14 protein-coding genes are annotated in these 19,434 nt (G+C 36.1%); 1 reads left to right on the forward strand and 13 read right to left on the reverse strand.

All coding sequences use genetic code 11. The annotated features are described in order from the left end of the window. Positions 1-8 precede the first annotated feature (8 nt). The 13 genes from cas7c to KO172_RS01400 all read right to left on the reverse strand — a co-directional run bounded on the left by cas7c (position 9) and on the right by KO172_RS01400 (position 18,042). Positions 9-863 (reverse strand): type I-C CRISPR-associated protein Cas7/Csd2, encoded by an 855-nt coding sequence (gene cas7c, locus KO172_RS01340; RefSeq protein WP_215491795.1) that lies wholly within the window; start codon positions 861-863, stop codon positions 9-11. Further along, positions 863-2,815 carry a type I-C CRISPR-associated protein Cas8c/Csd1 gene (cas8c, locus tag KO172_RS01345; RefSeq protein ID WP_215491796.1) on the reverse strand — a complete coding sequence of 651 codons (1,953 nt, stop codon included), beginning with the start codon at positions 2,813-2,815 and terminating at the stop codon, positions 863-865. Before cas8c ends, cas7c begins: the two co-directional genes overlap by 1 nt. A gap of 4 nt (positions 2,816-2,819) precedes the next feature. After that, entirely contained in the window at positions 2,820-3,545 is a 726-nt protein-coding gene (gene cas5c, locus KO172_RS01350; protein WP_215491797.1) for a type I-C CRISPR-associated protein Cas5c, read from the reverse strand. A 153-nt stretch (positions 3,546-3,698) separates the two neighbouring features. Further along, positions 3,699-6,143, reverse strand: coding sequence for a CRISPR-associated helicase Cas3' (gene cas3 / locus KO172_RS01355; protein ID WP_215491798.1), 2,445 nt, complete (start codon positions 6,141-6,143; stop codon positions 3,699-3,701). A gap of 9 nt (positions 6,144-6,152) precedes the next feature. Continuing rightward, on the reverse strand, positions 6,153-6,446 hold the full coding sequence (gene cas2 / locus KO172_RS01360; protein ID WP_215491799.1) for a CRISPR-associated endonuclease Cas2: 294 nt from the start codon (positions 6,444-6,446) through the stop codon (positions 6,153-6,155). Between the two features lie 255 nt (positions 6,447-6,701). Next, the gene (tnpA, locus tag KO172_RS01365) at positions 6,702-7,166 is read right to left on the reverse strand and encodes an IS200/IS605 family transposase (RefSeq protein ID WP_215491800.1); all 465 of its coding nucleotides are present in this window, start codon (positions 7,164-7,166) and stop codon (positions 6,702-6,704) included. Between the two features lie 187 nt (positions 7,167-7,353). Beyond that, positions 7,354-8,829: a glutamate--tRNA ligase gene (gene gltX / locus KO172_RS01370; protein ID WP_215491801.1), complete on the reverse strand. Its 1,476-nt coding sequence runs from the start codon at positions 8,827-8,829 to the stop codon at positions 7,354-7,356. Then, positions 8,822-10,543 carry a proline--tRNA ligase gene (locus KO172_RS01375; RefSeq protein ID WP_215491802.1) on the reverse strand — a complete coding sequence of 574 codons (1,722 nt, stop codon included), beginning with the start codon at positions 10,541-10,543 and terminating at the stop codon, positions 8,822-8,824. The genes gltX and KO172_RS01375 overlap by 8 nt, the downstream gene beginning before the upstream one ends. Continuing rightward, positions 10,530-12,350 carry an ABC transporter ATP-binding protein gene (locus KO172_RS01380; protein WP_215491803.1) on the reverse strand — a complete coding sequence of 607 codons (1,821 nt, stop codon included), beginning with the start codon at positions 12,348-12,350 and terminating at the stop codon, positions 10,530-10,532. Before KO172_RS01380 ends, KO172_RS01375 begins: the two co-directional genes overlap by 14 nt. 2 nt (positions 12,351-12,352) lie before the next feature. Further along, complete coding sequence (locus KO172_RS01385; protein ID WP_215491804.1) at positions 12,353-14,134, reverse strand: ABC transporter ATP-binding protein; 1,782 nt, start codon at positions 14,132-14,134, stop codon at positions 12,353-12,355. A gap of 10 nt (positions 14,135-14,144) precedes the next feature. Next, a complete protein-coding gene (locus tag KO172_RS01390) occupies positions 14,145-15,758 on the reverse strand; it encodes an MBL fold metallo-hydrolase RNA specificity domain-containing protein (RefSeq protein ID WP_215491805.1) in 1,614 nt (537 codons plus the stop codon). Then, the gene (gene thiI, locus KO172_RS01395; protein ID WP_251320103.1) at positions 15,755-16,912 is read right to left on the reverse strand and encodes a tRNA uracil 4-sulfurtransferase ThiI; all 1,158 of its coding nucleotides are present in this window, start codon (positions 16,910-16,912) and stop codon (positions 15,755-15,757) included. The genes KO172_RS01390 and thiI overlap by 4 nt, the downstream gene beginning before the upstream one ends. Further along, positions 16,909-18,042 (reverse strand): cysteine desulfurase family protein, encoded by a 1,134-nt coding sequence (locus KO172_RS01400; protein WP_215491806.1) that lies wholly within the window; start codon positions 18,040-18,042, stop codon positions 16,909-16,911. The genes thiI and KO172_RS01400 overlap by 4 nt, the downstream gene beginning before the upstream one ends. 195 nt (positions 18,043-18,237) lie before the next feature. Here KO172_RS01400 and KO172_RS01405 point away from each other — a divergent pair, with 195 nt between their 5' ends. Further along, positions 18,238-19,143: a selenium metabolism-associated LysR family transcriptional regulator gene (locus KO172_RS01405; RefSeq protein WP_215491807.1), complete on the forward strand. Its 906-nt coding sequence runs from the start codon at positions 18,238-18,240 to the stop codon at positions 19,141-19,143. Positions 19,144-19,434: the final 291 nt, after the last annotated feature.

Below are 19,434 nucleotides of genomic sequence, written 5' to 3' on the forward strand. Positions count from 1 at the left end.
TATCTAATTTATATACCTGTTAAATATTCTACTTTTAGGCCTTTTCCCTCATATTCTTTTAATTTTTCTTCATTTAGTCTAATATTGTAGGATTTATAATCTTGACTATCTATCTCTGGTTTGTCAAATTCAAGTAGTTCTTTTATTTTACCGCTTGATACATTTCCTATTTCACAATCGTGAACAAACCAGAATATATCTCTAACCATCATTGATCCATCTGGTCTAGCTGATGATGAATCATTTATAAAAAGTTCTTGTAAACATTCTTTTAGTACAGCTAAATCGTCATCTGTAAATTTGTTCTTCTTTGCAAAATTTACATTTACCGCTCCATTAACAACATATATAGCATGATTAACATAATGTTTTGAGCCCATTGTATCGGAGGATTTGCCGCCACCTTCTTTTTCCATGCTGTTAACGCTCTTTGTAATCTGCATAGTTGTAATATCTATAGGCTCAAGCGATTTAGCGATGGATATACTAACTGGTCCTCTTATGCCGACAGCTTTCTTGTCATATGTTATTACTTGTCCAAAGCTTCTAACATCAAGCCAAGTTCCACAGCATAAATTATATGCTTCTTCATCTGTTGCTTTTTTATCTACAACGCTGCTATATCTTTTTTCAAGTGATGTAAATCCGTCATCTGACTTTTCATTGCTCTTTACAAAGATGTTGTATCCTTTATCTTGCATTCTATTTCTAATCTTTCTTTTTATACAAACATCTGAAATTTCTCCATATCCATAAGAATCACTTCTTGGCATGTTGCCTGCAAGCGGATCTCCATTTGGATTTGCATTATTTACTTCAATTGTCATTATGAAGTCGACCTTTTTTTCAATTACCTTACTCATTATTTTTCCTCCTTATTTATATCATTATTTTTTAAACCAAAACGTTTTTCTGCATAATAGCCATATAAAAACCTACTACTTAAAGCTTTATTGTCTTCTTTTTCTGATATACCAAGTTCGCCTAATTTTATAAATATATCTTCTTTCTCTCTGTCTAGCAGTACTGCAAAGCCAGGATTTGTGGCCTTTAATTTGTTAATATATGTTTTAGTTTTATCATCTAAAACTCTTGATATTTGGGCAGGATGCTTTGTAAATGATGTCCAATACCTATCTGCATTAGTAAGTCTTATTGCTTCACTCTTTTTTGTTTTTTCTCCGTCACCATACTTAGCTGCGTCAAAAGTCAGTCTTTCTATCATTTCATATACAGCTAATAATCTACCATAAAGGTATGACCTATCTAAATTATCTCTGTCAAGCATATCTTCATTTTCCTCCTTTGATGAATCTCTTAAAACCGCAAGGGCTATTGACTGTAAAATATTCCATGTATTTTTATAGTTTAGCTTTTTTCTAATATTCATATCGATTGCTTTAACAATGTTCTTAGGCATCTCTTTGCCCTCTATGATTGAAATTATCATTTTTTGCAGCTGATCTTTTTTAAAGCTATCGTTATCATTAACTAGTTTCTTTTCTCTTTCTGTTCCATAAGCAGCATCTAGTATTGAAAATATACTAGGTGTCTTCTTTACCAAATTATTCTTAGCAAGTGTATAATAATAGTAAGTATTTGACCACGTTTCAAGGTTTTTATAAAGCTGTGATGTTTGAAGCTCTTTAAAGTATCTAATCGATGATCTTCCATCGTTAACTTTTTCTAAAATTAGCGCACTATATCTTGAATCTTTAGGTACTTTATCTACACCTGTGATAAAAGAATTAGCTACTTTCTCATTTTCGCTATAAACCGCTTTAAATGTGTCCATCGTAGCATCTTCAGCTTCAATCTTGTCGATATCGAACTCATCAGACTCGTCTACGCCTGCTATGTTTGGATTTGCAGATGTGATAAAAAGCTTCTTATCATTTCTAATGTCATCAGAAAACCAGTTAACTATATACTGCTGACCGCCGAGCCATTTAGACGAATTTTTATTGTCCATTAAATATTTTAACATTAAATGAGCTTTTTCCGATGTTTCATAGCCTATACTAATTACATCGCTACCTTCTTTAAATCTTCCGATATATGATTGTTTAACTGCAGAAATAAGTTTAGAATTACCTAAAATACCACGATGCTTGTCTACAATATAATCTTCTTTTCCTGTTATATTACATATTCCGTTCTTTGTTATAGAGTTTCTAACGTTATTAATATGAACTTGATGGAGTTTTTTGTATTTTGTTACTGAATAATCTTCAAGATTTTTAAAGTCTACTACTTCAAACTCTAAATATATCTTGTCTAATTCAAGTTTCTTTGTTGTTTCTTTATTTTTATCATTAATAAATGTATATTCTAGTATAGAGGCTTTATCGGTCAACTTTAAAACATCAACACCTAATGCATATCTTAAAGCTTCATATATAAAATTTTCTTTTTTAATATAATTGTAAATAATTCTTATAAAATCTTTAATTTCTGTGTCTTTTTCTTCGGCTATCCAATTTTCTAGCGCATCCATATAATCCTTGTGTCTTTCTTCATTGTAAGAAGCAATATATGAGCAATTATCTACAAGCATATGCGGCATAGAGTTGCTTGTTCTATTAACTGAGTCCAAGCTTACTGGAAAGATTATTTTCTCATCTTTAACCAAAAATGAACTCTTAACAAAATTAGAATCTCTATCAATGCTTATCTTCAATATATTTTCACCTGTAGATACTATAGAATTATGGTATAAAGGAAGTATTACTGAGTCATTACCATTGTAATTATCAACTAAACCTGCCTCGAGGGATTTATCATATGTTTTTACAAGCGAATTAATCAATGTCATTTAATCATCTCCCTTCTAATTTTGCATATTCTTCATCAACCGAAAGTTCTTGCTCTGGATATTTAAAATCATATGTTGAAAGTTCGTTTTTAACTTCACAGTCTTCTTGATCTTTAAAATTAATTACGCCGTCCTTCATTACCACACTTCCAAAGTAAGAATAAAGTTTTTCTCCTGGCTTATTTGGATACTTAAAACTGTTAAACATTAGGCCAAAGGATAAAGTTTGTCCTTCGTAATAACTTGGCTTTTTTTTGTACTCTTCTACTGTAATTGCGTTAACATATCCTTGACACTCGCTAGCTCCAATAAAGATTGAACGCCTTCCACCTCTTTCGATAGAGCGCTGCATAATTGCTTCATGCTTTTTCATGTTTCTATCCTTTTTCAAGTCATCTCTAAATAAGTTCCACTCAAAATGGTATTTAATTAAATACTCTGGATTGACTAAGTATGTTATGTTGCTTCTGTCTTGTTTGTAATTATCTTTCGGAACTCTAACTCCCATAGTATGTGTTCTTATTGGACTAATTACCTTGACTTCATCCACAACATTTTTAAGCACAGGTTTAAAGTAACACGCATCAAGTATACCTAAGACAGCTTGCTTTGTTATAACTGGATATGTTGCTTTTTCTCCACCGCCCTTTGTCTCTGGTGATGTTATTAAACCATAATCTCCTGTCAATCTAATGTAAAAATATTTAGATTTTTCGTTTGGACCATCCATAGTATTACCTCCTTCTTTCTATATTCACTTATTATTATATTATTCTTAATTTTGTTTGTCAAGTGTTTTTTTAATTTTAAGAATATATTTTAGTTTCTTTGTGGTATAATAAGTTTATCGTAGTATTGACTACGCGGATTGAAAAACTTACTATTACATTATAATAAAGGGCATTAGCTCTTTATTTTTTTCTTGATCTATGTTAAAGCCATTATCATTATAGTATTGCTTTTTAAGTAAAAGAATATCACCATCCATATACGAATCAACAAAGTCATTAAGCTTATTGTTTTCATATATATTTATAGTGTAGCTTTGCATCTCTTTTAAAAGTCTCTTTATTTTTGATATATTATAGATTATAGTATCTTCATTTTCTAAAAGCATTTTTAACTCATCATATTTTCCCTCATTTGATTTTCCTGTTATTGAATTTCTATAACAAACTATCATTGCCTTTGTATCATTTTTGATTAGGTTAATATTATCAGCAGCTGTTTTGAAACTTTGTCTTAAGATAGGAAAATCTTTTGTTTTTGTTCCAATATTATTAATGTTATCACTTAATAAGTCAAAAGCACTTGGCTTATCCTTTTCAAGCGGATATGCCATTAAGCTTTCATACTTTGTGTAATAACGCGCAAAAAATTCATCATTTAGTTTATCAATATCTATTTCTCCAGTCTTTTTATTTAGTATAATCTCAGTTATGTCTTTTTTATATTGTATCGATTCTAAATAATTTAGGTTTTCTTCAAAGCCCATGTTAACTAATTTAACTATACCTTCTTTTAATAACCCGTATCTGTTGCATCTTCCTATAGCTTGTATAAGAGAGTCAATGCCTGCATATGACCTTATAAGCCTCTTAAAATCAACGTTGACCCCAGCCTCAATAAGCTGTGTCGAAACAAGCTTTACAGCTACGCCTTCTGAAAGTTTTGCTTTTATTTCATTAAGTATATCCTTTCTATGTTCTGGGCAAAAATCTGTATTTAATAAATATATATTATTGTTATTTCCAAAATCTTCAAGTAGCATTTTGTATAAATTTCTAGCAGCTCTCTTCGTATTTAATATAATTAGGTTTGAATCCTCTGCATGTGATAATACTTCTGTCTTAATATCTACTAAACTGCTTTTCTTACCATCATTAAAATTATATACCTTTGTCCTTTTAAATACCTTGAGCTGATTTTGACTAAGTCTTACAAGATTAGCATTTTTTGCATAATTAAGCCTATATTTAATGTTGTCCTCGTCATACTTAGGCTGAGTTGCTGTTGACAAAACTATGTTAGTCTTCATTACTGAGGATATAAAATTCATTGCAAGATTAAATAAATATGTCATCTCTATAGGAAGCGACTGCACCTCGTCAAGTATGATTACAGAGTTTATTAACGAGGAGAATCTCCTTATGTTTGTTGACTTTCCTTTAAATAAAGTATTTATGAATTGTACTAAAGTTGTCAAAACTACTGGTGCATCAAAGCTTTCAAATAAATATTCTTTACACATATTTTCTTTACTCTCGTCAGCACTTTCATTCTTAGTGTTGTCAAATGATGATTTATTAACTATATTTGAGTGGTATTCAAGTATACTCTTGTCTTTTAACACGTCTTTGACTTCACTAGCATTTTGCTCTAAAACAGATAAGAACGCAGTTATATAAAAAAATCTTTTTTTATCTTTAAACTTCATTTGATTTGTAGCATATAGCATGCTCAAAAGCGTTTTCCCAGCTCCAGTTGCAAGATCAAGCTTGTATATTCCATTATTATCAGTGCGGCTCCTACTGTCTACAATAGATTTTAAGTCATTTTTCACTTTATCCAGATTATTTTTAGGTTCAGGAAAACTAGCATATTTCTCATCTAATCTTGCCTTATACACTTCAGCTTTTTCTTGTGCATTATACATAACTCTATCGTCAATGACTAAATCGTAAGCATTTATAGTATCAACAATGTCTGCATTTTTTAATATTGATAAAAAGAGCCTCATGTATAAAGATAAATAATAATAATTAGCTTTATCATCAATATATTTTATCTTATCTTTAGAATTTTTATATTCAAAATATCCTCTCTTAAATATTTCTAATAAATCTACATTTAATTTTTGTTCAATCTCTTCAATATATGGTAGTACTTCATTTTTGAAGCAAATTTCATCTTCATCAAATCTAAGTCTATCTTTTAATCTGTTAGATAAATTATTGTCAATGTCATAATAAGGAATGTCATAAATACCATGATGTGCGCTTATAACATAGGCCATGATATAGAAGTACTCCTGTATTATGTTTAGCTCAAACGAACTTTGCTTGGCGCACTTACTATATAATGACAATAAATACAACGCTCCTGCCGATGAATGATTTACCCTCTCATCAGTATTATTTATTATTTTATGTTGAAAAGCTTCACTAGCTTTTCCAATATCGTGAAGTATTCCTACAAGGTACAATGTATTTTCAAAATCTATCTCACTCGCTAAAGATTTAGCTTTATCAGCTGTATTTTTCAAATGAGTTATAAGCTCTTGCTTTTTAATTTTGCCTTCAGCATTGTCAATGTGTGCGTATTTCATAATTGCCTCCTAAAATATAAAAGTATCTTCCTCTGGATTGAAGCTTGTAGTCCTGCCTATCATTTCTACTTTAGGCTTCCAATTACTTCCAAGATGATAAAATCTTATGCTATCCTTCTCTAAATCTATCTCTTTTCTTATTTTATATTTAAGCTCTTCAAACTCGGCAGGTGTTACTATGCATTCAAAAACTGAATTTTGTACCCTTTGTCCGTAGTCCTTACATACATTAGCAACTCTTCTTAATCTCGTTCTTCCGTCACTATCCATAGTTTCAACATCATATGTCGCGAGTATCAACATAAAATCACCCCTATATACTAATTCGCATCTTTATATCCTTAATAATATTATACCACATTAAAAGAGTCGTTGTTTATAGAAACTATCTAAGCAGATATAATTCCTTTAAATTTACCCAATCATAACCACCGGCGTAGCCGGTGGTTTGCTCTGCCCCTGCAAGGGGCTTTTACCTGCTGTGCACCTTGTGCACGTTGAAAGTCTACCACTTGCACTACTTTCTCAACTGACGCTAAAGCGCCTCTTTACTTCTTTTTACTTATTTGTCTTTTCTCCAGTGAATGGATCTATATATTCTTTAAGACTTATTTGATCTTTTGTAAAATCTTCTTTAAGTTGATTGCGTATATACTCTTGTATCTTTTTAGCATTTTTTCCTGCTGTATCTACGTAGTAGCCTCTGCACCAGAAATTTCTGTTTCCATATTTATATTTCAAACTGGCATGTCTATCGAATATCATTAGACTACTTTTTCCTTTTAAATATCCCATAATTTCTGAAACACTATATTTTGGTGGTATTTTTACTAACATATGAATGTGGTCTGGACATAGTTCTGCCTCTATTATCTCTATTCCTTTTCTTGACAAAAGGTCTCTTAATATTTTTCCTATATCTTCTTTTATTCTTCCATAAATTATTTGTCTTCTATATTTTGGCGCAAATACAATATGGTATTTACAATCCCAAGTTGTATGTGATAAAATATTCTTATCCAATTGGATTAACTCCTTTCTGATATTTATTGTAGTTTGGTAGACTATTTTTATTATATCATGAAAGGAGTTTTAACTTGAAGCTAAAGCTACTGATTCCCCCAGCATAGCTGGGGGTTTTATTGTGGTCAACCCACAATAAAAAATGGGCTCTGCATCGCGCAAAGCCCATAGTCATTTTTCTAATAATTTATTTAAATTTATCTAATCTCTTGAATATCTTTTCTTTACCTAATAAGTAAAGTATCCTATCCATTTCTGGTCCGTGTACTGAGAAGGAAATCATCGCTCTGACTGGCATATAAAGGTTTTTGCCTTTGATGCCTGTCTTCTTTTGTATATTCTTCATGAATGTCTTGGCGTAATCAAGTGTGATTTCGTCTACTGATGAAAGCTCTTCTTCGATTGTGTTTGCAAGCACTTTTGCGTTCTCTGCGTTTTCGCCTTCTAAGAATTCTTTTGTTTCATCTGCAAGTGGAAGCTCTTCAAAGATGAATTTTGCCTTCTCTGGCAATTCTGTCATTAGTGAGATGGAGTCTTTAAGTGTATCGATTAAAACTTCCATATACTCTTTATGCTCTTTGGCAAAGTCTTCTGTGATTAGTCCTGCTTTAACTAATTCTTTGCTTGCTTCTTCTCTCAATACATTGATGTCTTGATTTCTTAAGAATTGTGCGTTTACCCAATCAAGCTTGTCTTTATCAAAGATGCCGCCTGTCTTGGAAACTCTTTCGAATGAGAACTCTTTGATTAGCTCATCCATAGTAAATATTTCTTTATTATCTTCTGGTGACCAGCCAACTAGTGCTAAGTAGTTATTTAAAGCTTCTGGCAAATAGCCTTTGTCTTTGAAGTCTTCTACTGATACGTCGCCTTGTCTCTTTGATAATTTCTTTCTGTCTTTGTTAAGTACTGTTGGTAAGTGAACGTACTCTGGCTTTTCCCAGCCAAGTGCCTCGTATAAAAATACGTGCTTTGGTGTAGATGGTAGCCACTCTTCCCCTCTAACGATGTGTGTGATGCCCATTAGGTGATCGTCGACTACGACTGCCATGTGATATGTTGGGAAGCCGTCTGATTTTAGTAATACTTGATCATCTATATCTTCTGTGTTTATGGTGATGTCGCCTCTAACTACGTCGTGGAATGTTATGTCTGTATCCTTTGGTAATTTTAGTCTAACTACGTATGGCTCGCCATTTGCAACCCTTTTCTTTGCTTCGTCAAGAGGAATATTTCTACAGAAGCCATCATACTTTGGTATAAGGCCCTTTATCTGTCTTTCTTCTCTGATTCTATCAAGTCTTTCCTTATCGCAGAAGCAGTAGTATGCCTTGCCCTCTTCGATTAGCTGATCAACATATTTCTTATATATATCAAGTCTTTCTGATTGTATATATGGACCGTAGTCACCTTTTTGAACTACTTTTCCATCTTCAATAAAAACGCCTTCGCTGTAGTGTATACCAGCCCAGTGAAGTGAGTTTATCAAGTTTTCTATAGCACCTTCGACATAACGTGTTCTGTCTGTGTCTTCGATTCTTAAGATGAAGTCGCCGCCCATCTTTTCAGCGAATAAGTAGTTATATAGCGCTGTTCTTAATGAGCCTATGTGCACAAAACCTGTTGGCGATGGTGCAAATCTTACTCTAACTTTTTTATCCACGATTATTCTTCCTTTCCTTTATATATGCAATGATCTTGTTAATAGCTTCGCTAGCATCTATCTCTTCATTTTCCATCTCACGACGAGTTGAGTACTCAACCTTGCCTTCGCTAGCAAGCTTACCTACTGTAATTCTAAGAGGTATACCGATCAGGTCTCTATCGTTAAATTTAACGCCGGCTCTTTCTGCTCTGTCATCAAGAAGCACTTCGACTTTCTCTGCCAATAGTTTTTCGTAAATCTCTTCAGCAAGTTTATTTTGCTCTTCATCTTTTACATTGACAATTGTAACGATGGCTTCGTATGGACATGATGATATCGGCCAAATGATACCCTTTTCATCGTTGTTTTGCTCAACTATGGCAGATACTGTTCTTGATATACCTACGCCGTAGCAGCCCATCCAGAAGTATTCGTCCTTGCCATTCTCATCTAAGAATGTTGCCTTCATTGATTTTGAGTACTTTTGACCAAGTTGGAAGATGTTTCCGACCTCGATGCCTCTCTTGAACTCAAGTTTACCGCCGCACTTAGGACAAACATCGCCCTCAGCTATCATTAGTAAATCGTCTACGAATTCAAATTTTTCATCGTCGCTAATATTGTAGTTCATATAGTGATAATCTTCTTCGTTCGCGCCTATGACAGCATTTTTGATATTCTTAACTCTTTCATCTGCGATAAGTCTGTCAGCCTTTAAGCCGATAGGACCAGTGTAGCCTGGGAAGGAGCCCATAGCCTTGATGTCTTCTTCGCCCATCATCTCTATCTCATGCTCTGCGCAGCCAAGATGCTTTATTAATTTTGTTAGGTTAAGCTCTCTTGATCCTGGTATGAAGACTACGATTTTTTCTCCTCTAACCACTAGGTCAACTGCCTTAAGGCATCTATCTTTTTCAACTTTTAAAAGTTTTGCTAGGTCGTCAATAGTTTTACAGCCCTTTGTCTCAACTTTTTCAAGCTCTTTTATATCTTCACTACTATTGTCATAATTATAAGCTACTTCTGCTTTTTCATCAGTTGCAGAGAAGTCGCAGCTGTCGCAATATGTGATCACGCCTTCACCAACATCAGAAAGTGCAGTGAACTCGTGTGACTCGTTACCACCGATGGCACCTGAGTCTCCTCTAACTATCCTGTAATCAAGTTCAAGTCTGTCGTAGATGTTTTCGTACGCTTCCCACATGTTTTTGTAACTAGCTATCATGTCCTCTTGAGTCTTGTCAAAGGAGTAAGCATCCTTCATCAAAAACTCTCTCGCTCTATTGATACCAAATCTCGGTCTCTTCTCGTCTCTATACTTAGTTTTGATTTGGTAGATATTTATTGGCAGCTTCTTATATGAGTTCACATCGCTTCTTATAAGGTCTGTGAAAAACTCCTCAGCTGTTGGTGCAAGACAGAACTCTCTGTCGTTTCTGTCCTTTAGCTTGAACATCTCTGGTCCGAAGGTATCCCATCTACCTGACTCTTCCCAAAGCTCTCTTGGCTGAACAGCACTCATGTTGATCTCTTGAGCGTCGTGTGAGTCCATCTCTTCTCTAACTATCTCTTCAATCTTTCTAATTACTCTGTAGCCAAGGTTCATGTATGAATAAATTCCTGAGGCGCTCTTCTTGATAAAGCCGCCTCTTAATAGTAGTTTATGTGATGCAATCTCTGCTTCGCTAGGATCCTCTCTCAATGTTTTAAAAAACATTTTACTCATTCTCATAGCTTTTTTCCTCCTCTTGGTACTCGTAGTTTTCTTTTTGCGCATTGAACATCTTGTAGTAAAGGCTGTCTGTCTTTTGCATTAGATTGTGATGCGTGTCAAAATCTTCTACAGTACCGTTATTTATTAACAAAATTCTATCGCAGAATATCGACGAACTCATTCTGTGTGAGATGTATATCGATGTCTTCTCCTTAACAAGGTAGTTGAAGTTCTCGTAAATCTCCGCCTCGCTCTTCGGATCAAGTGCCGATGTTGGTTCGTCAAGTATAACAAGCTCGCTGTCCTTGTATAAGCTTCTTGCAATTGCTAGCTTTTGGAACTGTCCTTGCGATAGTTTTTCTCCCGTTTCAGAGTAGCCCATGGAGACCTTAGTGTCCATACCGCTACTTAACGAATTTATTTTATCATATATGTCAATATCTTTCAATACTTTAGTAACTTTTTCTCTGTCGTAATCAGTCTTTGATGCAACCGTCTCTGCCACAGGGAAATTGTATATATTATAGTCTTGGAAAACAACGGAAATAAGCTTTTGGTACTCGTCCATCTTTATCTTAGATATGTCAAGGCCATTAAGCAGTATCTCACCCTTTGTTGGCTCATATAGCCTAGTCATTAACTTGATGATGGTAGTCTTACCAGCGCCATTGAGACCTACTATAGAAATCTTTTCGCCCTTGTTAATATTGAAGGATAAATTCTTTAGTACGTAGTCTTCAGAGCTTGGGTACTTGAACCAAACGTCTTTAAACTCAATCGTGTCAATGGACTTAGGCATTTCATATTCATATGCTTTTGCCTTTGCTTCTGGCAAATTCATAAATCTGTAGTAAGGCTCTGTCATGTTTCTCATCATAATCATGTCAACATAGTTTTGCGAAATGATTCTAACTCTTTGGTTGAAATTAACAAAGGCCGATGTGTATAGAGCGAAGGAACCAAGTGAGATTTGCGGTCCAAAAACATTCGATACAGCTCTTACTGATATATAGATGTAGCTTAAAGCTCTTGATACACCGTCTAAGATACCGCTGAAGAAAGCAGCAAGCGAGGAAGTTACATATACTACTCCCGCCTTCTCGCTAATTCTATTCATTAATTTATATATTGAACCATTAACCAAGTTATGCATGGAGAATAGTTTTACGTCCATCATCTCGCTATGTCCATAAATAATATTCATGTAAGCAGAAAACTCTCTATTAACATCTTCAATTGAACCCATAAAGCTTCCCATCTTCATATTGCACCAAGCACCTATAGCGAAGTTTAGGCTCGCTACCAGAAGAAGAACAAGGCCTAAAACCCAGGAGAAGCTAAAAGCGATTACCGCTAAAAATATTACTACAACGAAGGAAACAAAAACTTCCGCCAATATCTGTACGAAGTTTGATAGAGGCGAATTAGTACTCATGATAAAGTCCGCTTGATCCTTAAGATTCATGTAGTCTTTGTTCTCAAGCATAGAATAATCAAGCTTCATAGTCTTCTCGCATATATTGTAACGCACTTGTTGATATATACCTGAAATATCGACGTTGTTAATGTAGTTGTTGACGTAGCCAGGAATTTTGGCTAAGATAACGTTTGCAAGTACCATAAGCACCACGTAAGTCACTATCTCAAAACCTGCTCCGCTCATTATTGAGTCAATAACTAGTTTTGGTAAAAATACATTTATTAGTAAAAGTCCTGCTGATGATAAAGAGGCTAGTAAGATTAAAAATACTGTTTTCTTGGAGTATTCCCAAATTGATTTGATCATGAAGCCGTATATCTTCATATGTTCTTTAAAGTTTTTCATATTTAGGCCTCCTCTGTATAGTACTTACCTTGTATAGTGAACATTTCGTAATATTCACCCTTCTTTTTCATAAGCTCATCGTGAGTGCCCTCTTCGAAGATCTTTCCGCCCTTTAATAAGATAATTCTATCGCAGAACTTTGTCGAAGACAGTCTGTGCGAGATGTATATTGACGTTCTGTCCTCTCTTAAGTCATTTAGCCTGGAATAAATTTCGTGCTCAGCAAGCGCATCGAGGTTTGCTGTTGGCTCATCTAGTATAAGTATAGGTGAGTCCTTGTACACAGCTCTCGAGATGGCAAGCTTTTGCTCTTGTCCGCCCGATAGCTCAAGAGCGTCCTTAGCTATCTCATGAGACATATTTCTTTCGTAAGCGTTTTTCTCTTCTTCAATACGCTCCTTAAGTCCCACGTCCTCTATGGCTCTCTTGGCTCTTTCTAAATCATAAGTTTCACGCATAGAAATATTATTACCAAGTGTATATGGATAGATATTTACCTGTTGGAATATGCAGGCAAACATCTTATATAGCTCTTCTTCCTTGAACTCATTGATGTTTACGCCATTAAGAAGTATCTCGCCTTCGTCTGGTCTAAATAATCTTACTAATAAATTGATTATGGTTGACTTGCCCTCGCCATTGTTACCAACTAGAGCGATGGTTTCATTCTTAGCTATCTTAAAGCTTAAGTTATCAAGCACTTTCTTGTCTGTATTTGGATAAGCAAAGCTAACATTTCTAAACTCAATATCAACTGCGCCACTAAGTTTATCTCTAGTGCCATGGTCTGAATTTAGCTTATCTGTATCAATCAAATCGTAAAGATTCTCTACGTACAATGATTGGTTTACTACATAATATTCATAGTCTTCTATAGCTCTATCTGCTGTAAATACAAATTGCAGCATAAGTGTTAGATACATTAAAAAGCTACCAGTATCGACTGAACCGTTTTTAAAATTAAGTATAAGTGTATAAGCAAAAATGTCCTGTGCAATGATTAAAATAAGAACCGATAAAAGGCTCTTTCTAAAAGTTTTAGCTACAGCTCTTAGGTCATAGCTTTTTCTTTTATCAATAAGGCTCTTGTAAGTGTTAAGTATCATGTCTTTTAAATTAAATAGTCTTATCTCTTTACCAGATTTAAAATCGCCAGCTGTTCTAGTAAAGTATCTAATGCCGTCGCCTATCTTGCTAAGTTCTTCCATGTTGTCAGTAACTTCAGTATTTGCCTTTCTTTGTGCATAAGCGTAGCTAATTACATATAAAAGTAAGAGGGCTCCAGTTATTGGTGATAGTACTGTAATGATTGCACCTATAAATATCATTGAAAGTAGTATAGGTGCCGTTTGAGCAAAGTGTTGTAGCATTCCAACAACGCCTTGCATATCGCCAGCTGTTGCTTCAAAGGCCATGCCATATATCTTGAAGAGAGATCTATCACTTATGTATTTAAAGTCGGCAGCTGCCATCTTTTTATTTTGCTCATGCATTAGCTCAAATCTAGTTTTATTAGCAACTAGTCTTGCTTGTGATGCGCAGTAAAGGCTTACGCCCTCAACTAAGAACTCCAAGGCAAAAAAGCCAAGCGAGATTAGTAAAATCCTTCTAATCGCGTCTGTGCCAGGATTTTCTACGACTCCAACTATTAGCTTAGGCATTAGTGATAAAACTAGTGGAGCGAAGGCCCCTAAGAGACAGGCAAATAAGATGTATAAAATCATCTTCTTGTCTATTCTGATCGCGTCCCCAAGCAGGCGCTTCAGTGTTTTTGTGTACTTCATTTCTCTCCTCCTACGAGTTAAGCTCTTTATTGACGTTAACTAAGGCAAGTTCTGCCTCGTCAAGTGCGTCCTTAAGCTTTTTACTCTTCTTTAAGTGTTCCTTCGTATATAATTTATTTGAGCTCATAACTATGTTTGAGAAAGCGGCTAGAAGATTGTCAAAGCTCTTCTTAAGCTCTTCTTCGCCAGCGAGCTTGTTCTTATGAACTTCTATCCTTGCACTTTCACCAGTAGCTAGGTCAATAGTTTCGCCAAGCTTTGGTACGTAGACATCAAGGCCTTCGTCTCTAATTAACTTTTGCTTCAAAATTTCTTGTGCATCGCTCTCACCATGAACCAAGAATACTTTTTTAGGCTTAGTCTCAAAGGCATCTAGCCACTTTAGTAGCATATTTTGATCGGCATGTGCAGAAAAGCCTTGTAAGTCATAAACTTCTAGACCCGCATCCACCATTTGACCAAAGAGCTTAACTCTTCTTACGCCGCTAAGAATGATGCGGCCTAAAGAGCCTTCTGCTTGGTAACCAACTATGACAAGTGAGTTTCTCTTGTCCCACAAACAGTTCTTTAAGTGATGCCTTATTCTGCCTGCTGTCATCATGCCTGATGATGCGATGATGACCTTTGGTGCCTCGTCTGCATTAAGTGCCTTTGACTCCTCTGTCTCGCGGATGTACTTTAGGTGCTTAAACATAAGCGGATCATCGCCCGACTTAAGCAGCTTTTGTGTATCCTCATCCAAAATATCGTAGTTACGCATAAAAACTTCTGTCGCGTCGACCGCCATTGGCGAATCAAGAAAAACTCTGATATTATTATTTTTTCTCTTCTCGAACTCTTTGTTTAATAAGTATATAAGCTCTTGGCTTCTACCAACTGCAAAGCTTGGTATTAGAACGGTTCCGCCTCTAGCAACAGTTTTATCTATGATCTCAATCAGATTTTGGGTGCTGTCTGTAAGTTTTTCGTGATTGCGATTACCATAAGTTGACTCCATTATGACGTAGTCCGCGTCCTTGATGAATGTCGGATCCTTTAGTAGAGGCCTATCTGGCATACCAAGGTCACCAGAAAAAACAAGTTTCGTCTCTTTGCCATCTTCATTTATATAAATTTCTATAATGGCTGAGCCAAGTATATGACCTGCATCTCTGAAAACGATTTTGATGCCATCAAAAAGCTCTATCTCTTCACCATAAGCGTAGCCCCTAAGTAGTTTAAGGGTCTCATCAACGTCTACGTCTGTATAGAGAGGCTCAACTGGATCAAGGCCTTGACGAAGATTCTTCTTAGCCTCAGTCTCGGCGTCTTGCATACCAATCTTGGCTGAGTCGTAAAGCATAACTGGAGCTAGGTCCATAGTCGCCTTAGTCATGATGACTTCGCCGTCGTAGCCGTCCTTAACCATCTTAGGAAGCCTTCCTATGTGATCGATGTGTGCGTGAGTTATGAGCACTTTGTCAATGTCCCCTACATTGTAATCAAAGGGCCTCCTGTTCAGCTCTTCAAGGTCCTTACTGCCTTGAAACATGCCACAGTCTATGACAATCTTCTTGCCACAGGCTTCAAGTAAATAGTTGGAGCCAGTTACTTCTTGTGCTGCGCCTAAAAAACTTAGTTTCATATTAACTCTCCTTTTTCATAAATATCCTCTACTATTGCGTCTATGTCAATTTTTTCTTCTTCGCGTTTAACATCAGCTATTAGTGGTCTCGTTTGTGGATGGTCTGGCGAAAATACTGAACAGCAGTCGTCAAATGGTTCTATGGACTTATCATAAGTGCCTATCTTTTTCGCTATGTCAATGATGTCAAGCTTATCAAAGGCTATGAGCGGTCTAAAGATGACCATGTCTGTCGCGTCCTCTATCGCTTTAATGCCATACATTGTCTGAGATGCGACTTGGCCGATATTCTCCCCTGTGATGATGGCGTCGTAACCCTTGTCATGAGCGAGCTTCTTCGCAACGCGCATCATTATCCTTCTTGAAACGACTGTTGTGTACGAAACGTTCATATTTTGATTGATGGCTGTGTAAGCGTCAAGCATATTATATGAATATAGCTTGATGTCACCTGTATAGCTAGCGACTATATCTCTAAGGCCTTTAACCTTCTCAAGTGCTTGCAGCGAGGTAAATGGGTATGAGTGAAAATGTATTGCGTCGACCTTAACGCCGCGCTTCGCCATCATATATAGAGCGACTGGACTGTCTATACCGCCTGATAATAGGCAAAGCGCCTTGCCGTTAGTCGCCTTTGGCATGCCGCCTAGCGCCTTGTGCTTTTCTACTGAAACGTAGGCAAATTTCCTTATATCGACATAAACTTCGTGCTCAGGACTGTGGACATCAACCTTAAGTCCGTCCGTATTTATAAGTATAGCTGCACCTATGTCTCTTGCAAGCTCCATCGAATTAAGCGGGAACTTCTTGTCCGCTCTTGTTGACGATGCCTTGAAAGTGCCTTTTAAATTTTTTTCCTTCACTAAGTCAATAGCGAGGCTTCTGATCACTTCGATGTCCTTCTCGCATCTATAAGCCTTTCTGATCCAAACTATGCCGAAGACCTTCTTCAAGGCCTCAATCGCTTTTTCAGATTTTGCATCGTCCACTTCTATAATAATCTTGCCTATATCATTATAAAGGATGTCGTAGCCAATATCTTTTAAGTTCTTGTCAATGTTTGAAATAAGTTTTTGCTCGAAGTACCTTCTGTTGCCGCCCTTAAGGTGCATCTCGCCCTCACTGATTATCAAATACACTTTATCCATCATCATTTTTTAACACTCCTAATAAATTTAACCGCTTTTTTAATAAGCTCCGCAGCCTTCAAGACCTCTTCTTCAGTGTTCATCTCAGAAAATGACACTCTAACCGTCTCTTCAGCTTCTTTTTCACCATAGCCATAGCCTTCAAGTACTCTCATGTGCTTTTTTTGCTTCGATGAGCAAGCAGAAGACGTTGATATATAGACCTCATCTTGCTCCAAGATGTGCACCAAGACCTCTGCCTTGATATTATCAAAGGCTACAGACATAACGTACGGCGAATAGCCCTCGCCCTCTGAGTGAACCTTAACGCCGTCAAGCTCTTTTAAGCTAGCTATCATTTTAATCTTTAAATTTTGTACATAAGCAAAATTCGCTTCCAAGTTTTTGTCAAGCACCTTAACCGCTTCAGCTAGAGCAAGTACACCTGGAACATTCTCAGTTCCTGCTCTTAGAGAAAATTCTTGCTCGCCGCCATAGATAAGCGGCTTAACTAAATTCACATCGCGTGCATAAAGGCAGCCAATGCCCTTAGGTGCGTGAACCTTGTGCCCCGACATCGACAGAAAATCAATGTTTCCTTCGCTTAAATCAATACGAAGCTTGCCAAAGGCTTGCACCGCATCAGTCGCAAAAATTATATCGGGATAAAGCTTCTTTACTTCACAAGCAATGCTTTGCACATCGAAGATGCTGCCCACTTCGTTGTTGACATGCATTATGGAGACGAAGCCAAAACTATCATCAAGCTTAGTTAAAATGTCTTCTAAAGTAATTTGTCCGTCCTTTGGATGAAGCTTTACTACTTCAAAACCATTTGCAATTAAATTGTCAATAGGCTTGTTCATCGCTTGATGCTCGACCGCCGTTGTCAGAATTTTCTTCTTCTTTATATCCTTGATCGAATTAAGGATGATGTTGTTCGCTTCGCTAGCACAAGACGTAAAAATAATCTCTCCAGTCTTGACATTGAGAAAGTTCTTTATAGCCCTCCTCGCTTCTTCAAAGTCATTCCTTAATAAGAAGCCTGCCTTATGTATGCTCGAAGGATTAGCGTAAGTCACTTCAAACGCATGAAGCGCCGCCTCCATCGCCTCTTTATATACTTTTGTTGTTGCACAATTATCTAAATAAATCATAATCCTCACCACTTCTATTATATTATAAAGCTGTGTAAATAGCAATAAAAAACGCATATACATAAGAAAATAAAGTAAAAGAAGCATCTTCATAGATATATAAAAATTTGTTTGAATCTTCGATATATTTTAATAATTGTCTTGAAAATAATCAATACTTGTGATAGAATATCCTTATATATAGGAGGAAATTTTATGGACATAAGACAAATAGAAACTTTTGTAGAGGTCGTGAGACTAGAAAGTTTCTCGAAAGCTGCAGAAAAACTATTTATAACGCAACCGACTGTGTCTAATCACATAACAGCTCTTGAAAAGGAAGTAGGTAGCGACCTTATCGACAGAAGCGGTAGACTTTTTAGAGTTACACCATCGGGTAAGATACTATACGAGCATGCAGAGAAAATTCTTGATCAAATCAACAACGCGAAGTACGAGATTGATGCATATGACCAAGGACTACAAGGCAAGATTAGTATACTTTCAAGTTCCATCCCGAGAGAGTACATACTACCTGATCTAATCAAATCTTTCTTGGCAGAGCATCCAAAGATAAGTTTCTCTTTGCAAGGAAGTGACTCGAAGGAAGCTATCAAACGAATACTATCATACGAGAACGACTTTGCAATCGTTGGTAAGATGACTGGCAATCCAAAGCTTGACTTCGTAAAGCTTGTGAAGGATACGAGCGTACTTATAGTGCCTAACGATAAGTTTGAAAATCTTAAGAATGGTGACCAAGTTAGCTTTGAAGAGCTACTTGACGAAGACTTTATACTTAGGGAGTATGGTTCTGCCTCGCTTGAGACAATCATCAACGCTATATACCAAAGCTCGAAGGACGCAAGGAAGCTAAGGATAGTTGGCACTTGTGATGACAATGAAGCGATCAAGTCACTTGTAAGCAAGGGCGTTGGTCTTAGCTTTATGAACAAGATTGCAATTGAGCGCGACATTAATCAGAAGAGGTTCAAGTACCTTTACATCAAGGGTGTTGACTTCTCAAGAGATTTCTACTTCTTGTATCATAGAGAGAAGCCACTTAGTCCACTAGGCAGAAGGTTTAAGGACTTTGTATTAGAGTACGTTAAAAACATTTAATAGATAACTTAGGAGCTAGATACTTAGCTCCTTTTTTGTATGTAAATGTGTGCATAAAATTTCCAATGTATTGTACATCGAAAAGTGTTTTACTCGCTTGCGATGCTTAATGTAAACGGGCATAAGAAAAGCAGATGCGTGTGCATCTGCTTTATATCTTTATTCACTAATTTCGAAGAGAAAAGAAGAACCTCGTACTAAAGTCCGAGAACCTTTACGCTAGGATGGATAAGACGAAGTGGAGCTTTGAGGCAAGCGGAGTGTATAGGGCATACTCGAGCATTGCCGAAA

The sequence above is a fragment of the Fenollaria sporofastidiosus genome (assembly GCF_943169635.2).
Taxonomy (GTDB): domain Bacteria; phylum Bacillota; class Clostridia; order Tissierellales; family Peptoniphilaceae; genus Fenollaria; species Fenollaria sporofastidiosus.

Coding starts and splice junctions, on each gene's coding strand:
- cas7c (WP_215491795.1), bottom strand. CDS start 863: ATGAGTAAGGTAATTGAAAAAAAGGTCGACTTCATAATGACAATTGAA.
- cas8c (WP_215491796.1), bottom strand. CDS start 2,815: ATGACATTGATTAATTCGCTTGTAAAAACATATGATAAATCCCTCGAG.
- cas5c (WP_215491797.1), bottom strand. CDS start 3,545: ATGGATGGTCCAAACGAAAAATCTAAATATTTTTACATTAGATTGACA.
- cas3 (WP_215491798.1), bottom strand. CDS start 6,143: ATGAAATACGCACACATTGACAATGCTGAAGGCAAAATTAAAAAGCAA.
- cas2 (WP_215491799.1), bottom strand. CDS start 6,446: ATGTTGATACTCGCGACATATGATGTTGAAACTATGGATAGTGACGGA.
- KO172_RS01375 (WP_215491802.1), bottom strand. CDS start 10,543: ATGAGAATGAGTAAAATGTTTTTTAAAACATTGAGAGAGGATCCTAGC.
- KO172_RS01380 (WP_215491803.1), bottom strand. CDS start 12,350: ATGAAAAACTTTAAAGAACATATGAAGATATACGGCTTCATGATCAAA.
- KO172_RS01385 (WP_215491804.1), bottom strand. CDS start 14,134: ATGAAGTACACAAAAACACTGAAGCGCCTGCTTGGGGACGCGATCAGA.
- KO172_RS01390 (WP_215491805.1), bottom strand. CDS start 15,758: ATGAAACTAAGTTTTTTAGGCGCAGCACAAGAAGTAACTGGCTCCAAC.
- thiI (WP_251320103.1), bottom strand. CDS start 16,912: ATGATGATGGATAAAGTGTATTTGATAATCAGTGAGGGCGAGATGCAC.
- KO172_RS01400 (WP_215491806.1), bottom strand. CDS start 18,042: ATGATTTATTTAGATAATTGTGCAACAACAAAAGTATATAAAGAGGCG.
- KO172_RS01405 (WP_215491807.1), top strand. CDS start 18,238: ATGGACATAAGACAAATAGAAACTTTTGTAGAGGTCGTGAGACTAGAA.